Source organism: Neotabrizicola shimadae, from assembly GCF_019623905.1.
GTDB lineage: Bacteria > Pseudomonadota > Alphaproteobacteria > Rhodobacterales > Rhodobacteraceae > Neotabrizicola > Neotabrizicola shimadae.
Window position 1 is genome coordinate 401,389 of record NZ_CP069370.1, and the last position, 17,343, is coordinate 418,731.

Below are 17,343 nucleotides of genomic sequence, written 5' to 3' on the forward strand. Positions count from 1 at the left end.
CCAGACGGGCATGATGCGGAAAGACGTTCTCGTCCTTGGGGCATTTGCGGCCTATTTCGCCGCCCATGCGGCCCTGCGCACCTGGGCGGGCGGCGGGCTGGAGGTGGACGAGGGCGAGATGCTGGTGCTGGGGCGGCGCTGGCAATGGGGCTATGGCCCGCAGTTCCCGCTGTACAACTGGATGCAGGCGGCTTCCTTCGCGCTGTTCGGACCGACGACGCTGGGGCTTGCCGCGCTGAAGAACCTGGTGCTGTGGATTTCGGTTGCGGGGCTCTATCTGGGCCTTCGGCGGGTACATGCCTTGCCGGTGGCTTTGGCGGGGGCGCTGACGCTGGCGCTGTTGCCGAACGTGGTGTGGGAATTCCAGCGCGCGTCGTCCCATTCGATCGTGCTTCTGGCGGGGGTGTGCTGGACCGTCTGGGCGGTGATGGGCGTGTTGGCGCGGGGGGCGCGGCGCGACTGGGTGCTGCTGGGGCTGGTGGTCGGGCTGGGAGGGCTGACCAAGGCGAATTACTGGCTGGTGCCGGTGGTGCTGGCCGCGGTGCTGGCGCTTGGGCGGCCGCCCTTGCCCGACCTGCCGCGCCGGTCGGTCTGGCCTGGGCTTGCGGTGGCCGGCCTGGTGGCGGTGGCGATCCTGGCCTGGCCGTACCTTTGGATGCTGGAGCATCCGGATCTGACGATGGCCTCGACCGGCAAGGCGTTCCGCAGCGAGTTCGGACTGGTGCCGGGCCTGGAGGGTCTGGCCGAGGCGGCGGTGGGCACGGTGGCGGGGCTGTTGCCGGTGGGGCTGGCGGCCTGGATGCTGGCGCGGGGCCGGGCGGTGCCGGCGGGGCCGGACTGGCCGGGGCGGCTGTTGGTGGCGGCGGGGATCGCGGGGCTGGGGCTGAGCGCGGTGGCGATCCTGGTGGCGGGGGCGACGGAGGTGGAATCGCGCTGGCTGGTGCCGGCCTATGTGCTGCTGGCGGCCGGCCTGATGGTGCAGGCTGCACGGCGGGCGACGCCGGCGGGGCTGCGGCGGCTTTGGGTGGCCTGCGGGGTGATCGGGGCGCTGACGCTTGGCGGCATGGCCAACCACCGGCTGTCGGCGCCGGGGACCGGGATGATCGATTTCGCGCCGCTGGCCGAGGCGGTGGACCGGATGGCGCCGGATGTGGTGATGGCGGATTACCACATCGGCGGGAACCTGGTGCTGCTGCGGCCCGGATTGGCGGTGCTGGCGCCCTTGGCCGGGGCGGTGCCGCCGGAGGCGCGGCGGGTGCTGGTCCTGACGCGGGGCGGGGCGGTGCCGGATCCGGTGACGGCTTTCGCGCTGCGCGGGCTTGAGCCGCCGCCCGAGGCGGCGGGGCGCGTGGTCGAGACGGTGGCGCTGCCCTATCTGAGGCCGGTGGAGGAGCGGTTCGAGGTCGGGGCGATGCTGCTGCCGGAGGTGGCGCTTAGCCTGGCGCGCTGAGGGGGCGGGCGGCGGAGGCGCGGATCAGGGCGGCAATGCCCTGCAATTGCCGGGCAAGGGGGGTGGAGTTCCGCCAGACCATGCCCACGGTGCGCGAGGGGCGGGGGCTGTCGAAGCGCTGCACCGCCACGTCGGCCGAGCGGGTTTCCACCGCGACGGCCATGTCGGGGATCAGCGTCACGCCGATGCCGGCGCCGACCATCTGGACCAGGGTGGAGAGCGAGCTGCCGTCGAGGAGTTCGCGGGGGGGCGCGGGCTGCATGTTGCAGAAGGAGAGCGCCTGGTCGCGGAAGCAGTGGCCTTCTTCCAGCAGGAGGAGCCGCATCTCGCGCAGGCCCTCGCGGTCGGGGACGGGGAGGGCCGCCTCATGCGCGGGACGGACGAGGACAAAATCCTCGGAGAAGAGCGCAACCTCGGTCAGCGCGGGTTCCGAGACGGGCAGGGCCACGACGGCGGTGTCGAGCCGGCCGTCGAGCAGTTCCTGGATCAGTTTGGGCGTGACCGTCTCGCGCACATGGATGTCCAGCTCGGGGTGGTTCCGTGTCAGGTCGGCGATGATGCGGGGCAGGAGATAGGGGGCCACGGTGGGGATGATGCCGATGCGTAGGCGGCCGAGAAGCCTGTCGCGCGCGGCGCGGGCCATGTCGCCCAATTCGTCCACCTGCGCCAGGATGGCGCGGACACGGGGGGCAAACTCCTCGCCGAAGCTGGTCAGCCGCACCTGCCGCGCGCTGCGTTCAAAGAGGGGGGCGCCCAGGTCTTCTTCCAGCTCGCGGATCTGCATGGAAAGGGCAGGTTGTGACACGGCGCTGGCTTCGGCCGCGCGGCCGAAATGGCCGTGGCGGGCGAGCGCCTCGAAATAGCGGAGCTGGCGGAGGGTGAGCGCGTTCATAAGGGCATCTTATGAAGGTGATCAGGAAATACAACTTCTTCTAATCGCTCTCACTTGCTAGAACAGGGCATCGGCACTGAGACTCGCAGATTGCCGGCCTTTGGCCGGGCCTGCGCCGTTTTCCGTGCATTGGTCAGGATAGGGAGAAGGAAATGGACGGAAACGACGTCGGAGCCGGCAAATGCCCGGTGTTGCATGGCGCCCTGACGACGCCTGCGATGCGGTCGAACCGTGACTGGTGGCCGAACCAGCTGAACCTGCGCATCCTGCACCAACATTCGGCGCTGTCGAACCCGATGGACCCGGAGTTCAACTATGCCGAAGCGTTCAAGAAGCTGGACCTGGATGCGGTGAAGGCCGATCTTCGGGCGCTGATGACCGAAAGCCAGGATTGGTGGCCGGCGGACTTTGGCCACTATGGGCCTTTGTTCATCCGCATGGCCTGGCACTCGGCCGGGACCTATCGCGTGGGCGACGGGCGCGGCGGCGCCGGTGGCGGGCAGCAGCGGTTCGCACCCCTGAACTCCTGGCCGGACAATGCCAACCTGGACAAGGCGCGTCGGCTTCTGTGGCCGATCAAGCAGAAGTACGGCAACAGCCTGTCCTGGGCCGACCTGATGATTCTGGCGGGCAACGTCGCGCTGGAAAGCATGGGCTTCAAGACATTCGGTTTCGGTGGCGGCCGAGCCGACACCTGGGAGCCGGAGGAGGACGTGAACTGGGGCGCCGAGGACAAGTGGCTGATCGCCTCGAACGACCCGGCGAACAAGCACAGCCGCTATTCGGGCGACCGCGACCTGGAAAATCCGCTGGCCGCCGTGCAGATGGGGCTGATCTACGTCAATCCGGAAGGCCCGGACGGCAACCCCGACCCGCTCGCCGCGGCGAAGGACATCCGCGAAACCTTCGCCCGCATGGCGATGAATGACGAGGAAACCGTCGCGCTGATCGCCGGGGGCCATACCTTCGGCAAGACACACGGCGCGGGCGATGCTGCACTGGTCGGTCGCGAGCCGGAGGCCAACCCGATCGAGGCACAGGGCCTGGGCTGGTTCTCGAGCTATGGTTCGGGCAAGGGCGGCGACGCTATCACCTCGGGCCTGGAAGTGACCTGGACCACCACGCCGACGCGGTGGAGCAACAACTTCTTCTGGAACCTGTTCGGCTATGAGTGGGAACTGACCAAGAGTCCCGCCGGCGCGCATCAGTGGCGGCCTAAGGCAGGGATGGGTGCGAACACCGTGCCGGATGCGCATGACCCCAACAAGCGGCATCAGCCCACCATGCTGACCACCGACCTTGCCCTGCGGATGGACCCGGACTACGAAAAGATCTCGCGCCGGTTCCTGGAGAACCCGGACCAGTTCGCCGATGCCTTCGCGCGGGCCTGGTTCAAGCTGACCCACCGCGACATGGGGCCGAAGGTTCGGTACCTGGGGCCGGAAGTGCCGGCCGAAGACCTGATCTGGCAGGACCCGATCCCGGCGCGCGACCATGCGCTGATCGATGACGCCGATATCGCGGCGCTGAAGGCGGAAATCCTCGGCTCGGGCCTGACCGTGGCCGAGCTGGTTTCGACCGCCTGGGCTTCGGCTTCGACCTTCCGTGGTTCGGACAAGCGGGGCGGGGCCAATGGCGCGCGCATCCGGCTGGCGCCGCAGAAGGACTGGGAGGTGAACCAGCCCGAGCAACTGGCAAAGGTACTGGGCGTGCTGGAGGCGATCCAGGCCGGGTTCAATGCGCGGGCGACCGGGGGCAAGAAGGTCTCGATAGCGGACCTGATCGTCCTGGGTGGCACCGCGGCGGTGGAGGCGGCGGCCAAGGCGGCGGGGCATCCCGTTGAGGTGGCCTTTGCGCCGGGCCGCATGGACGCGAGCCAGGAGCAGACCGATGTGGCGAGCTTTGCCGTGCTGGAGCCGGTGGCGGACGGGTTCCGCAACTATGAGAAGCAGCCCTATGCGGTGGGGGCGGAAGAGCTGCTGCTGGACCGGGCACAGCTTCTGACGCTGACCGCGCCTGAAATGACCGTGCTGATCGGCGGGCTGCGCGTGCTGGGCGCCAACGCGGGCGGTTCGGCTGCCGGGGTCTTCACCGACCAGCCGGGCGTGTTGAGCACCGACTTCTTCGTGAACCTGACAGACATGGGGAACGAGTGGGTGGCGACCGATGCGGCCGGGCGGAGCTTTGACATCCGCGACCGCGAGACCAAGGCGGTGAAATGGACGGCGACGCGGGCGGACCTGGTGTTCGGGTCCAACTCGCAGCTGCGGGCCATCGCCGAGGTCTGGGGCGCCAAGGGGGCCGAGGCGGGCTTTGTGCGCGCCTTTGCCAAAGCCTGGACGAAAGTGATGAACCTGGACCGCTTCGACCTGGCCTGAAGCGGGGCAGGGTCGGGGAGGCGTCCGAGCTCGGACGCCTCCTTGAGTTTTTGCAGAACAATGGGTTGCGCGGTCGGGTGTTTCGGCGGGGCGTTGCTCTGTTCCCGGCGCCAGAGGTCAGCCGAGAGCGGCGACCTGGGGTTCCGCCGCTTCCGCCAGAACCAGTGCGGCACCGCCCGAGGCCATGGCCTGAGCCACGTCGGTCGGCGGCGGCCTGTCGGTGACCACCTCGTCCAGTAGATCGAAGCCGCCCACGCGGATGAAGCCGCGGCGGCCGAACTTGCTGGCATCGGTCAGCACGGCACGGCGCGCGCCGCAGCCCAGGGCGACGCGGGCAAACTCGGCCTCGTGCAGGTCGAAATCCATCACGCCCCCCGCATCCACCGCGCCGGCCGAGATGATGGAATGTTCCACGGTGAAATCGCGGATGAAGGCGAGGGCCGAGGCGCCGAGGGCGGCGCCGGAATCGCCGCGCAACTCTCCCCCCGCCATGAAGACGCGGTTGCCGTTCACGGTGGCGAGTGTCCGCGCCACGTCGGAGGAGTTGGTGACGACCGTCAGGCGGCGGTGGCCCAGAAGCTCACGCGCGAGGAAGCTGGTGGTGGTGCCGGTGTCGAGCATGAGCGAGGCGCCATCGGCGATGCGCTGTGCCATGGCGCGGGCGATGCGGCGCTTTGCTTCGGCATTTTCGCGCATCCGCCGGTCGAACGGGGCTTCGCCCATCTGGCCGGCCAGGCCCACGGCGCCGTGGACGCGGACGGCGGCGCCGGTATCGACCAGAGCGCGGATGTCGCGGCGGACGGTTTCGGTGGAGACGCCCAGTTCCTGCGAAAGTGCTGTCACACTGAGCGAGCCGCGCCCTTCGAGAAGCTTGAGAATCGCCCCGTGGCGCTTGGAAGACATGACTGGAACGTGACCGGTTCTGTGACTTGATGCGCGATACTGACCGAATTCGGGGGAAGATTCAAATCAGCGGTCACGAAAACCACAAAATACCCCGAATCCCGTTGACAGGTCGGTCAGAGCGGCGCGTAATTCGGGAAAGAGGAGAAGGCGCGCAGATGCGCCCGAAGGACGACCGGGTGGGCCGTTCCGGCCTGTTCAACAGCTGGGGGTTACCGATGCGCTCTTCCTTGCCGCTTGCTGCGGTTCTTTCCCTTTCCACCGCCTTTGCCGCCCTGGCGCAGGAAAGCGCCGATCCGATCAAGCTGACGCTGCACGACTGGACGGGGCAGCTGATCACGACGACCATGATGGGCGAGGTGCTGAAGAAGGCGGGCTATAACGTCGAATATGTCCAGGCAGATTACCTGGCCCAGTTTGCCGGGCTGGAAACCGGCGACCTGGATGTGGCGATGGAGATGTGGGAGACGACCGGCCGCGAGGCGATGGATGCGGCGGTGGCCACGGGCGGGGTCGAGGTCTTTGGGCCGACCGGCATGAAGGCCAAGGAAGAGTGGTGGTATCCGGCCTACATGAAGGAGAAATGCCCCGGCCTGCCCAACTGGGAGGCGCTGAAAGACCCGGCCTGTGCCGAGGCCTTTGCCACGCCGGAAACTGCGCCGAAGGGGCGCTATCTGGGCGGGCCGGTCACCTGGGGCGGCTTTGACGAGGAGCGGATCGAGGCGCTGGATCTGCCCTTCGAGGTGATCCATGCCGGCACCGATGCCGCGCTGTTCGCCGAGCTGGAAAGTGCTTACCAGCGCGAGGCGCCGGTCATGCTGTGGATCTATGCGCCGCACTGGGCGCCGGCGAAGTACAAGGGCGAGTGGGTCGAGTTCCCCGAATACACGGCGGAGTGCTACACCGACCCCGCCTGGGGATCGAACCCCGACGCCACGCATGATTGCGGCAAGCCCTTCGGCGAGATCTGGAAGGTCGGCTGGGTGGGCGTGAAGGACAAATGGCCGGGCGCGTACAACGCGATCAAGGCCTTCACCATCGACAACGATACGATGGGCGCGCTGATCACCGAGGTCGATCTGAACGGCAAGACGGTGGATGCCGTGGTGGGTGAATGGATGGCGGCCAACGAGGCGGTCTGGAAGCCCTGGATCGGTCAGTGACGCGACGCTTTCGGCCGATCAGATGACGGACGCCCCGGAAACTCTGGTCTGCCGCAATGTCTGGAAGATCTTCGGAGCCCGCGCCGAAGAAAGGCTGGCCGCGCTGGATCATGTCCCCGATCTGGCGCGGCTGGCCGAGCTGGGCCTTGTGGCCGCGGTGCGTGGCGTGGACCTGTCGGTGCGGCGGGGCGAGATTTTCGTCATCATGGGGCTTTCTGGGTCGGGCAAATCGACCCTGGTGCGGTGCCTGTCGCGGCTGATCGAGCCGACGCGGGGCGAGGTGCTGTTCGAGGGGCATGATCTGCTGAAGGCCAGCGAGGCCGAGATGACGCAAATCCGGCGTCACAAGATGGGCATGGTTTTCCAGAACTTTGCCCTTTTGCCGCATCTGAGCGTGCTGGAAAACGTGGCCTTTCCGCTGGAGGTGCAGGGCGTGGCGCGCGCGGTGCGCGAGGCGAGGGCGCGCGAGATGGTGGCGCTGGTCGGGCTGGCCGGACGCGAGGCGGCCTATCCGCGCCAATTGTCTGGCGGGCAGCAGCAGCGGGTGGGCATCGCCCGGTCGCTGGCGGGCAAGCCGGAACTGTGGTTCCTGGACGAGCCGTTTTCGGCGCTGGACCCGCTGATCCGCCGCGAGTTGCAGGACGAGTTCCTGCGCCTGCAATCGCGGCTGAAGAAGACCATCGTCTTCATCACCCATGATTTCGACGAGGCGATCCGGTTGGCGGATCGCATTGCCATCATGAAGGATGGGGCGGTCGAGCAATGCGGCACGCCCGAGGAGCTGGTGCTGAGCCCGGCCACGGATTACGTGCGCGAGTTCACGCGGGGCGTGGCCAAGGCCAAGGTGGTGCGTCTGGGGTCGCTGGCAGGGCCGGGCGAGGCGGCGGGGCCGCGACTGCCCGCGCGGATGACCGTGGCCGAGGCGGGGCCGGCCTTTCTGGCCGGGGCGGAAACGGTGACGGTCGAGGAGGATGGCGCACCGCGTGGCGTGGTTGCGCGCGAGGCGGTGGTGCGGATCCTTCTGGGAGGCGAGGCATGAGCGCGTTCGTCCGGGTGCCCCCCTCCCCCGACCCCTCCCCACGAGGGGGAGGGGAGGGCGCAGTACCCGCCGTTTGCGTGGGGGACATGGCGTGAGCGCGCTGGCGACTTCCTGGCCCTTGCGGCTGGATGGGCGCTGGCTTTGGGCGGCGGCGTTGCTGCTGGCGGCGGCGATCTGGCTTTGGGGCGCGAGCCTGATGCCCTGGGCCTTCGACTATCCCAAGGCCTGGCGGATTCCCGCGGCGCGCTGGATCGGCGGGTTCGTCACCTGGCTGACCAAGGAGGCGGCGCTTGGCCCGGTCGCCTTTTCCGACATGACACGCGGCATCGCGGCGGTGGTGGAGGCGCCCTACCGGCTGGTGCATGGCGTGCTGGCGACAGGCTGGGTGCGGGCGGAGGCCGGCACGACGGTGGTGCTGGTGCCACCGCTGGCCTGGGTGGCGGTGATCGGCATCGTGGCGCTGATGGGGCTATGGGCCGGGGGCTGGGGGCTGGCCCTGCTGATGGCGGCCTGTTTCGGCTTTGTCGCGGTTTTCGGGCAATGGGGCTCGGCCATGGTGACGCTGGCCTCGATCCTGGTGGCGGTGCCGATCGGGGTGGCGGGCGGGCTGATGCTGGGCGTGCTGGCCTTTCGACATGCCTGGTTCGAAAGGGCGCTGCGCCCCTTCCTGGACCTGATGCAGACCATGCCAGTCTTTGCCTATCTGGTGCCGATCCTGATCCTGTTCGGCTTTGGCCCCACGGCGGCGGTGATCGCCACGCTGATCTATGCCATGCCGCCGATGACGCGGCTGACCACGCTGGCGCTGGCCCGCGTGCCCTCGGAAACCCATGACCTGGCGCGGATGGTGGGCTGCACTCCGCGCCAGACGCTGTGGCGTGTGCTGGTGCCCTCGGCGCGCGAGGCGCTGATGGTGGGGGTGAACCAGGTGATCATGCTGTCGCTGAACATGGTGATCATCGCCTCGATGATCGGCGCGGGGGGGCTGGGCTTCGATGTGCTGACGGCGCTCAGGCGGCTGGATTTCGGCGCGGGGCTGGAGGCGGGGCTGGCCATCGTGGCGCTTGCCATCGCGCTGGACCGGCTGAGCCAGGCGGTGGCGCACAAGGCGGCGGGGGTGGAGCGGCAGGGCGGCTGGGTGGCGCGACATCCCTACCTTGCCTCGGGTCTTGCGCTGGTGGTCGGGACTTTCGTGCTGGGGCTTCTGGTGCCGGCGGTGCAGAGCTATCCCGAAGGTGCGCGGCTTTCGACCAGCGCCTTCTGGGCGGCGGCAGTGGAGTGGATCAACGTCACCTTCTTCGACACGTTCGAGGCGATCAAGACGGCGGCGCTGACCTGGGTGCTGGTGCCGGTGAAACGGTTCCTGACCGGGCTGCCCTGGGTTGTGGTGGTGGGGCTTCTGGGGCTGGCCGGGTGGCGGCTGGGGGGCTGGCGGCTGGGGCTTCTGTGCGCGGCGCTGTCCTTCCTGATTGCGGCGACAGGGCAGTGGGAGAAGGCGATGATCACCGTCTATCTCTGCGGCATCTCCAGCCTGATCGCCATGGCGATCGGCCTGCCCATCGGCATCCTGGTGGCCGAGCGCGAGCGGCTGTGGGGGGTGACCCGGGTGGTGATCGACACGCTGCAGACGCTGCCCTCGTTCGTCTATCTCATGCCGGTGGTGATGCTGTTCCGGGTGGGGGATTTCACCGCAATGATCGCGGTGGTGGCCTTCGCTCTGGTGGCGTCGATCCGCTATACCGTGCTGGGGTTGCAGGGCGTTGACCCGCGGCTGATCGAGGCGGGGCGCGCTATGGGCTGCACCGACTGGCAGGTGCTGACGCGCATCCGGCTGCCGCTGGCCTTGCCCGAGATTCTGCTGGGGCTGAACCAGACGATCATGTTCGCGCTGTCGATGCTGGTGATCACTGCGCTGGTGGGCACGCGCGACCTGGGGCAGGACGTGTACATCGCGCTGACCAAGGCCAATCCGGGCAACGGGCTGGTGGCGGGGCTGGCCATTGCCTTCATCGCCATCATCGCCGACCGGCTTCTGGCCGCCGCAGCGCGGGCGGAACGCGAAAAGCTGGGGCTGGCATGAGCGTTCCCGACCATATCGCGGCACTGCCCTGCTGGGCGGGGACTGTGACGGCCGAGCCGCTGCACGGCGGACTTTCCAACGAAAGCTGGAAAGTGACGGACGAGCGGGGCGCGCATGTGGTGCGGTTCGGTCGGGACTTTCCGTTCCACCATGTGGACCGGGCGCGCGAGGCGATGACGGCGCGGGCGGCGCATGACGCGGGCTTTGGCCCGGCGCTGGAATATGCGGCGCCGGGGGTCAGCGTGGTGGCCTTTGTCGCGGGGCGGACCTGGGGGGCGGCGGATCTGGCTGCGGCGCCCGACCGGGTGGGGCGGCTGATCCGGTCCTTTCACGACACGATGGCGCGGCATGTCAGCGGCGCGGCCTTTCTCTTCTGGCCGTTTCATGTTGTGCGCGATTATGCCCGTACGATTGCCCAGGGCGGCAGCCCGTTCAGCGAGGGCTTGCCGGGCTGGATGGAGCTGAACGAGACACTGGAGGCGGTGCAGGTGCCCTTGCCCATCGTCTTTGGCCACCATGACCTGTTGCCCGCGAATTTCCTGGATGACGGCGCGCGGCTCTGGCTGATCGACTATGAATACGCGGGTTTCGGCACTTGCCTGTTCGATCTGGCGGGGGCGGCGTCCAATGCCGGGATGGGGCGCGAGGCGACCGAGGCGCTGCTGCTGGCCTATCTGGGCGCCCCTCCCGATCCGGCCTTTCGCCGAGCCTTCGACGCCATGGCCTGCGCCAGCCTTCTGCGTGAGGCGCTGTGGGCCATGGTGAGCGACCTGCATCTGAACGCGCCGGGGGCGGATTACCGCGCCTATGCGGAAGAGAACCTCGACCGGCTGGCTGCGGCCGTGTCGCATTTCAACACGACCTACGGGACCGACCTGCCATGACCCTGCCCACCCATGCCCAAGTGATTGTGATCGGTGGCGGCATCATCGGCTGTTCGACCGCCTACCACCTGGCGCGCGATCACAAGGCGGATGTGCTGCTCTTGGAGCAGGGCAAGATCACCAGCGGATCGACCTGGCATGCGGCGGGGCTGGTGGGGCAGCTTCGGTCTTCGGCCTCGATCACGCGGGTGCTGAAGTATTCGGTGGAGCTTTACAAGGGGCTGGCGGCCGAGACGGGGCTGGACACCGGCTGGAAGATGACCGGCTGTCTGCGGCTGGCGACCAATGCCGACCGCTGGACCGAGTTCCGGCGACTGGCGACCACGGCGAAGAGCTTCGGGATGGAGATGCATCTGGTCTCGCCGGCCGAGGTCAAGCGGATGTGGCCGCTGATGGATGTGTCGGATCTGGTGGGGGCAAGCTGGTTGCCCACGGACGGGCAGGCGAGCCCTTCGGACATCACCCAGTCGCTGGCCAAGGGCGCGCGGATGCATGGGGCGCGGATCGTGGAGGGCGTGACCGTCACGGGGTTCGTGATGGACGGGCGCCGCATCACCCATGTCGAGACGGACCAGGGCGTGATTGCCTGCGAGAAGGTGGTGAACTGCGGCGGCATGTGGGCGCGGCAGATCGGCGCCAAGGCCGGTGTGACGGTGCCGCTGCATCCGGTGAAGCACCAGTACATCGTGACCGAGCGGATCGAGGGGCTGTCGCCCGATGCGCCCACGCTGCGCGACCCGGACCGGCGGACCTATTTCAAGGAAGAGGTCGGCGGGCTGGTGATGGGCGGCTATGAGCCCGATCCGCAGGGTTGGGTGACGGGGGACATTCCGGCGAACTGGGAGTTCCGGCTGTTCGACGACGACTACGACCATTTCGCGCAGCACCTGGTGCAGGCGGTGGAGCGCGTGCCGGCGCTGGCCGAGGTGGGCGTGAAGCAGATGATCAATGGTGCGGAAAGTTTCACGCCGGACGGGAATTTCATCCTTGGACCGGCCCCGGAATGTTCGAACATGTATATCGGCGCCGGGTTCAACGCCTTTGGCATCGCGAGTGGAGGCGGGGCGGGATGGGTGCTGGCCGACTGGGTGATGCGGGGCGAGGCGCCGCTGGATCTGTGGGCGGTGGATATCCGGCGCTTTTCCGGCCTGCACCGTGACCGCGACTGGGTGGCGGAGCGGACGCTGGAAGCCTATGGCAAGCACTACACCGTGGCCTACCCCCACGAGGAATATGAGAGCGGGCGGCCGCGCATCGTGTCGCCACTTTTTGACCGGCTGAAGGCGCGGCGGGCGGTGTTCGGGTCCAAGCTCGGCTGGGAGCGGCCCAACTGGTTTGCGCCCGAAGGGATGGAGGCACGCGACCGCTATTCCATGGGGCGCCAGAACTGGTTTGGCCCAGTGGGCGAGGAACATGCCCATGTGCGCGAGAAGGTCGGGTTGTTCGATCAGTCCTCTTTTGCGAAATACGAACTCAGCGGGCCGGGTGCGGCGGAGGCGCTGGAGGCGATCTGCGCCAACCGGGTGGCGCGCGAGGTGGGACGGCTGACCTATACGCAGCTTCTGAACTCGCGCGGGGGGATCGAGGCCGATCTGACGGTGGCGCGGCTGGCCGAGGACAAGTTCTACATCGTCACCGGGACGGGGTTCCGCACCCATGATTTCGGCTGGATCGCGGATCACCTGCCGGGAACTGGTGTCCGGTTCGAGGATGTGACCGAGGGCTGGGGCACGCTGTCCTTGATGGGGCCGATGGCGCGCGAGGTGCTGGCCAAGGTGTCGGCCGAGGATGTGTCGAACGCGGCCTTCCCCTTTGGCCATGTACGCTCGCTGACGCTGGCCGGTGTGCCCGTGCGGGCGCTGCGCGTGACCTATGTGGGCGAACTGGGCTGGGAGCTGCATGTGCCGCTGTCTGAGACGGGCGCGGTGTTCGACGCGCTGATGGCTGCAGAGCCGGCCTTGCGGCCGGTGGGGTATCGCGCGCTGGAGTCCTTGCGGCTGGAGAAGGGCTATCGCGCCTGGGCTTCGGACATCACCCCCAACGACACGCCGTTCGAGGCGGGGCTGGGCTGGGCGGTGAAGATGAAGGGCAACACATCTTTCCTGGGCCGCACGGCGCTGGAAGCGGTGGTGGGCCAGCCGCTGAAGCGCCGGCTAATGGGCTTTAGCGTGGCCGATCCGGCGGCGGTGCTGGTGGGGCGCGAGACCATCCTGCGGGATGGGGTGGCGGTGGGCTACCTGACCTCGGGCGGATATGGCTACACCGCGGGGCGGAACATCGGCTTTGGCTATCTGCGCCATGCCGAGGGGGTCAGCGACGACTGGCTGACCGCAGGGCGGTACGAGCTGGTGGTGGCGGATGAGGTCTTTGCGGCAGAGCTGGCGCCGCGGCCGCTGTATGACCCGGAGGGGCTGCGAATCCGCGCGTAAGGGGATTCTGCGGTGCCTCCCGATTGGGCGGCTTGCCTGCACAGTGGGCGAACTGTGGCGTATTCTGTTTGACCGGTGGCTGAGTCAGGTGCAGCGGGCGCGCGGGAGCGGGCTGTGGTTGACATGGTGCCCGGGTCGAGACGCGCCCGGACCGTTGTGGGCGGGATGGAGGATTCGCGATGCTGCCCCTGATGCTGACCCTGCCGGCCCTGCGCGCGGCCTATGCCGAAGGTGCGACGCCCCTGGACGTGATCGAGGAGGTGATCGCCCGGAGGGCGGCGCTGGCCGATCCGGCGGTGTTCATCTCGACCGTGGCCGACGACGATCTGCGTGAGGCGGCGCGCGCCGTGATGGCAGAGGGGCCGGAGGGCAAACCCCTGTGGGGCGTGCCCTTCGCGGTCAAGGACAACATCGACGTGGCGGGGCTGCCGACCACGGCGGCCTGCCCGGCCTTTGCCTATGACCCCGCGGCGGATGCGGCGGTGGTCGCGCGGCTGCGCGCGGCGGGGGCGATCGTCGTCGGCAAGACCAACCTGGACCAGTTTGCCACCGGGCTGAACGGCACGCGGTCGCCCTATGGCGCGCCGCGGTCGGTGTTCAACGCGGACTATGTCTCGGGCGGGTCGTCCTCGGGGTCTGCGGTGGCGGTGGCGGCGGGGCTATGCTGCTTTGCGCTTGGGACGGACACGGCGGGGTCAGGGCGGGTGCCGGCGGCGTTCAACAACCTGGTCGGGATCAAGCCGACGCCGGGACGGGTGCCGAATACGGGCGTGGTTCCGGCCTGTCGGTCGGTGGATGTGGTGACGGTCTTTGCCGGATCGGTGGAAGACGGCGTGGCGGTGCGCCGCGTGATGGACGGGCCGGACGCGGGCGATCCCTTCTCGCGCCAGACGGTGCCGGCGCCGCTGCCGCCGCGGCCGCGGATCGGTGTGCTGGCGGGGGCGGAGCGCGAGTTCTACGGCAATGCCGAGGTCGAGGCGCTGTATGACGCGGCGATTGCGCGGGCCGAGGCATTGGGCGCGGTGGTGGTGCCCTTCGACTATGCGCCGTTCCGCGAGGCGGCGGCGCTTCTGTACGACGGGCCCTGGGTGGCGGAGCGGCTGGCGGCGGTGGAAGGGTTCCTGGAGACCAACGCCGAGGATTTCGACCCGACGGTTCGCAAGATCATCGAGGGCGCGAAGGGCAAGACGGCGGTGGAGGCGTTCCGCGGGCGCTACCGGCTGGAAGAATTGCGCAAGGCGGTCGCGCCGGTCTGGGAGGCGGTGGACATGCTTCTGCTTCCGACCGCGCCCACCACGCATACCGTGGCCGACATGCTGGCCGATCCGGTGGCGAAGAACAGCCAGTTCGGGCGCTACACCAACTTTGCCAACCTTCTGGGCTATGCCGCGATTGCCGTGCCGGCGGGGTTCGGGGCGTCCGGCCTGCCGGGTGGGGTGACGCTGGTGGGGCCGGCCTTCAGCGACGATGCGCTGGCGCCCTTTGCCGCGGCGATGCATGCGGCGGCGGGCTGCGGCATGGGGAAAGACCGGGCGGCGGAAGTGCCGCCCGCGCCGGTGCCGGGCGTGCCAGAGGGGATGCTGGCGATCTGCGTGGTGGGCGCGCATCTGACGGGGATGCCCTTGAACCGCGAGTTGACCGGGCCAGGCGGGTTTCTGCTGCGCGAGGCGCGGACGGCTCCGGGGTACCGGCTGTATGCGCTGGCCGGGACGGTGCCGCCCAAGCCTGGCATGGTGTTCGAGCCAGGCTTCCAGGGACCGGGGTTGGCGGTGGAGGTCTGGGCCCTGCCGGCGGCGGCCTTCGGCGCCTTTGTCGCGGCGATTCCGGCGCCCTTGGGCGTGGGCAAGGTCACGCTGGAGGATGGCGCGCAGGTGACGGGCTTCCTGTGCGAGGCCCATGCGCTGGCCGGGGCGGAAGAGATCACCCGGTTTGGCGGCTGGCGGGCCTATCGGGCGGCTCAGTCGTAGCGGGCGTCCAGCGCGCGCGCGATCTGGGCCGCGAACTTGGCCGCCGCCACCGGCAGGGTGCGGCCGCGCAGCTGGCACAGATAGAGCCGCCCTTCGGGCACGTCGCGAGGATCGAGAGGGCGGGAGACGATGCCCTCGGGTCCGGCATCGGGCGGGAGGCCGATGGGGATCTGGAACGAGATGAGCGGTTCCTGCACCGGGTAGCGGCGCAGGAATTCGAAGTGGTCGGCGTCGATGGCGACGCGGAGCGAAACCGAGGATTTTACCAGCGCAAGGTCGATCAGGTGCCGGACGCCGTATTGCGCGGTGGGCAGGGCGACGGGCCAGGCGGCGCAGTCGCGCAGGCGCAGGCTGTCGCGCGCCGCAAGCGGATGGTCGGCGGCCATGACGGCGTGGACGGTCTGGCGGGCCGATCCGAGGATTTGCACGTCGGACAGCCGCACCGGCTCGAAGATCAGGGCGAGATCGGCATCGTGATCGACCAGCGCCGCCTCGGCGGCGGTGCGGTCGCGGACGCGGACCGAGAAGGTGACGCCCGGATGGTCGCGGCGGTAGGTGCCGATCTGTTCGGGCAGGAAATAGGGCAGGAAGGCCTGGGAGCAGGCGATGGCCACATGGCCGCGCCGCTCGCCCGCAAGGTCGGCGATCTGGCTTTTCAGCTTTTCGAAGTCGGCCGCCTGGCTGCGCAGGTGATGGATCAGAAGTTCCCCAGCCGTGGACAGGCGCACGCCGCGCGGCAGGCGTTCGAAGATCGGCACGCCGAGTTCTTCTTCCAGCGCAAGGACGCGGCGGTTCAGTGCGGTGGAGGTCAGCGCCATGCCTTCGGCCGCCTTGCGGATGGAGCCGGCGCGGGCGACGGCCTCGACGAACTGCAGGGGGGTGAGTTGGCGCATGGGCGATCCAGTGCTGCAAATCATGCAGCGCAATGCTGCGAAGTTAGCAGACGACAGCATCGGTGCGATGCGCAAGTGTTTTCACAACGAGTCGATGCCGCACCGCAGCGCGACCTTCCCGGCAAGGAGAGCCACATGACGCAACCGTTCAAGACCGTGACCCGCCGCCGCCTGTTGCAGGGCGCGGCTGCCCTTTCAGGCGCGACGATGATTTCGGGCCTGCCCTTTGCGGCGCGGGCTGCCGGGCCGATCACCGTAGGCTTCATCTATGTCGGCCCGCGCGACGACTTTGGCTACAACCAGGCCCATGCCGAAGGCGCGGCCGCGGTAAAGGCCATGGAGGGCGTCACCGTCATCGAGGAGGAGAATGTCCCCGAGACCATCGACGTACAGAAGACGATGGAATCCATGATCAACCTGGACGGGGCGACGCTGTTGTTCCCGACCTCTTTCGGCTATTTCGACCCCCATATCCTGACCCTGGCACCGAAGTATCCAGACGTGCGGTTCGAGCACGCCGCGGGCCTGTGGACCGACGGGATGCCGCCGAACATCGGTAGCTATTTCGGCTATATCGGCATGGGCCAGTACCTGAACGGCATCGTGGCCGGCCACATGACAAAGACCAAGAAGATCGGGTTCGTCGCGGCCAAGCCCATTCCGCAGGTGCTGCAGAACATCAACTCGTTCCTCTTGGGCGCGCGGTCGGTGGACCCCGCGATCACCTGCCAGGTGATCTTTACCGGCGAATGGTCGCTGGCGGTGAAGGAGGCCGAGGCCACCAACGCGCTGTGCGACGCGGGCTGCGATGTCATCACCTGCCATGTGGACAGCCCCAAGGTGGTGATCGAGACGGCGGCCGGGCGTGGCGCCTATGTCTGCGGCTATCACGCCGACCAGTCGGCGCTGGCGCCGGAACTGTATCTGACCGGGGCCGAATGGAACTGGGCCGGGGTCTATCCCAAGATGGTGCAGACGGCGATCGACGGCGGCACGCTGGAGAACTTCCAGCGCGGCGGCCTGGCAGACGGCTACATCAAGATGTCCCCGCTTGGTCCGGCAGTGACGCCCGAGGCCAAGGCGCAGTTCGACGCCACACTGGCCGAGATGATGAAGGGCGGCTTTGCCGTCTTCAAGGGACCGATGAAGGACAATCAGGGCAATGTCGTGCTGGAAGAAGGCCAGGTGCAGGTGGAAACCGACATCGCGCTGGAAAGCATGAACTACCTGGTCGAAGGCGTCATCGGCTCGACCTCGTAAGGAGG

The 17,343-nt window shown here is 68.3% G+C and carries 13 protein-coding genes; 10 read left to right on the forward strand and 3 right to left on the reverse strand.

The features are described from left to right. Nucleotides 1–10: 10 nt before the first annotated feature. Nucleotides 11–1,450 carry a glycosyltransferase family 39 protein gene (locus JO391_RS21675; protein ID WP_220662539.1) on the forward strand — a complete coding sequence of 480 codons (1,440 nt, stop codon included), beginning with the start codon at nt 11–13 and terminating at the stop codon, nt 1,448–1,450. Here the strand turns inward: JO391_RS21675 and JO391_RS01960 are convergent. Then, on the reverse strand, nt 1,434–2,342 hold the full coding sequence (locus JO391_RS01960; RefSeq protein ID WP_220662540.1) for a hydrogen peroxide-inducible genes activator: 909 nt from the start codon (nt 2,340–2,342) through the stop codon (nt 1,434–1,436). The two genes, JO391_RS21675 and JO391_RS01960, sit on opposite strands and share 17 nt — an antisense overlap. 152 nt (nt 2,343–2,494) lie before the next feature. On the opposite strand from JO391_RS01960, the gene katG reads away from it, so the two are divergent. Continuing rightward, nucleotides 2,495–4,720, forward strand: a complete 2,226-nt coding sequence (gene katG, locus JO391_RS01965; RefSeq protein ID WP_220662541.1) for a catalase/peroxidase HPI — start codon at nt 2,495–2,497, stop codon at nt 4,718–4,720. A gap of 117 nt (nt 4,721–4,837) precedes the next feature. Here the strand turns inward: katG and JO391_RS01970 are convergent, their stop codons facing one another. Further along, the gene (locus JO391_RS01970; protein WP_220662542.1) at nt 4,838–5,623 is read right to left on the reverse strand and encodes a DeoR/GlpR family DNA-binding transcription regulator; all 786 of its coding nucleotides are present in this window, start codon (nt 5,621–5,623) and stop codon (nt 4,838–4,840) included. A 158-nt stretch (nt 5,624–5,781) separates the two neighbouring features. Here JO391_RS01970 and JO391_RS01975 point away from each other — a divergent pair, with 158 nt between their 5' ends. The 6 genes from JO391_RS01975 (at nt 5,782) to atzF (ending at nt 15,185) form a co-directional block, all read left to right on the forward strand. Then, entirely contained in the window at nt 5,782–6,786 is a 1,005-nt protein-coding gene (locus tag JO391_RS01975) for an ABC transporter substrate-binding protein (RefSeq protein WP_259444793.1), read from the forward strand. Nucleotides 6,787–6,808: 22 nt separating this feature from the next. After that, nucleotides 6,809–7,825 carry a quaternary amine ABC transporter ATP-binding protein gene (locus JO391_RS01980; protein ID WP_220662543.1) on the forward strand — a complete coding sequence of 339 codons (1,017 nt, stop codon included), beginning with the start codon at nt 6,809–6,811 and terminating at the stop codon, nt 7,823–7,825. A gap of 91 nt (nt 7,826–7,916) precedes the next feature. Then, nucleotides 7,917–9,905 carry an ABC transporter permease gene (locus tag JO391_RS01985; RefSeq protein ID WP_259444794.1) on the forward strand — a complete coding sequence of 663 codons (1,989 nt, stop codon included), beginning with the start codon at nt 7,917–7,919 and terminating at the stop codon, nt 9,903–9,905. Beyond that, nucleotides 9,902–10,789: a choline/ethanolamine kinase family protein gene (locus tag JO391_RS01990; RefSeq protein ID WP_220662544.1), complete on the forward strand. Its 888-nt coding sequence runs from the start codon at nt 9,902–9,904 to the stop codon at nt 10,787–10,789. The genes JO391_RS01985 and JO391_RS01990 overlap by 4 nt, the downstream gene beginning before the upstream one ends. Further along, nucleotides 10,786–13,218, forward strand: a complete 2,433-nt coding sequence (locus JO391_RS01995) for a GcvT family protein (protein WP_220662545.1) — start codon at nt 10,786–10,788, stop codon at nt 13,216–13,218. Before JO391_RS01990 ends, JO391_RS01995 begins: the two co-directional genes overlap by 4 nt. Nucleotides 13,219–13,397: 179 nt before the next feature. Further along, on the forward strand, nt 13,398–15,185 hold the full coding sequence (atzF, locus tag JO391_RS02000) for an allophanate hydrolase (protein ID WP_220662546.1): 1,788 nt from the start codon (nt 13,398–13,400) through the stop codon (nt 15,183–15,185). On the opposite strand, the gene JO391_RS02005 is transcribed toward atzF, so the two are convergent. After that, nucleotides 15,176–16,078, reverse strand: coding sequence for a LysR family transcriptional regulator (locus JO391_RS02005; RefSeq protein WP_220662547.1), 903 nt, complete (start codon nt 16,076–16,078; stop codon nt 15,176–15,178). The two genes, atzF and JO391_RS02005, sit on opposite strands and share 10 nt — an antisense overlap. Here JO391_RS02005 and JO391_RS02010 point away from each other — a divergent pair. Both JO391_RS02010 and JO391_RS02015 read left to right on the forward strand, forming a co-directional pair. Next, nucleotides 16,077–16,217 (forward strand): hypothetical protein, encoded by a 141-nt coding sequence (locus JO391_RS02010; protein WP_220662548.1) that lies wholly within the window; start codon nt 16,077–16,079, stop codon nt 16,215–16,217. The two genes, JO391_RS02005 and JO391_RS02010, sit on opposite strands and share 2 nt — an antisense overlap. Next, nucleotides 16,214–17,338, forward strand: coding sequence for a BMP family ABC transporter substrate-binding protein (locus JO391_RS02015; RefSeq protein WP_220662549.1), 1,125 nt, complete (start codon nt 16,214–16,216; stop codon nt 17,336–17,338). The genes JO391_RS02010 and JO391_RS02015 overlap by 4 nt, the downstream gene beginning before the upstream one ends. The last annotated feature ends 5 nt before the right edge of the window (nt 17,339–17,343 follow it).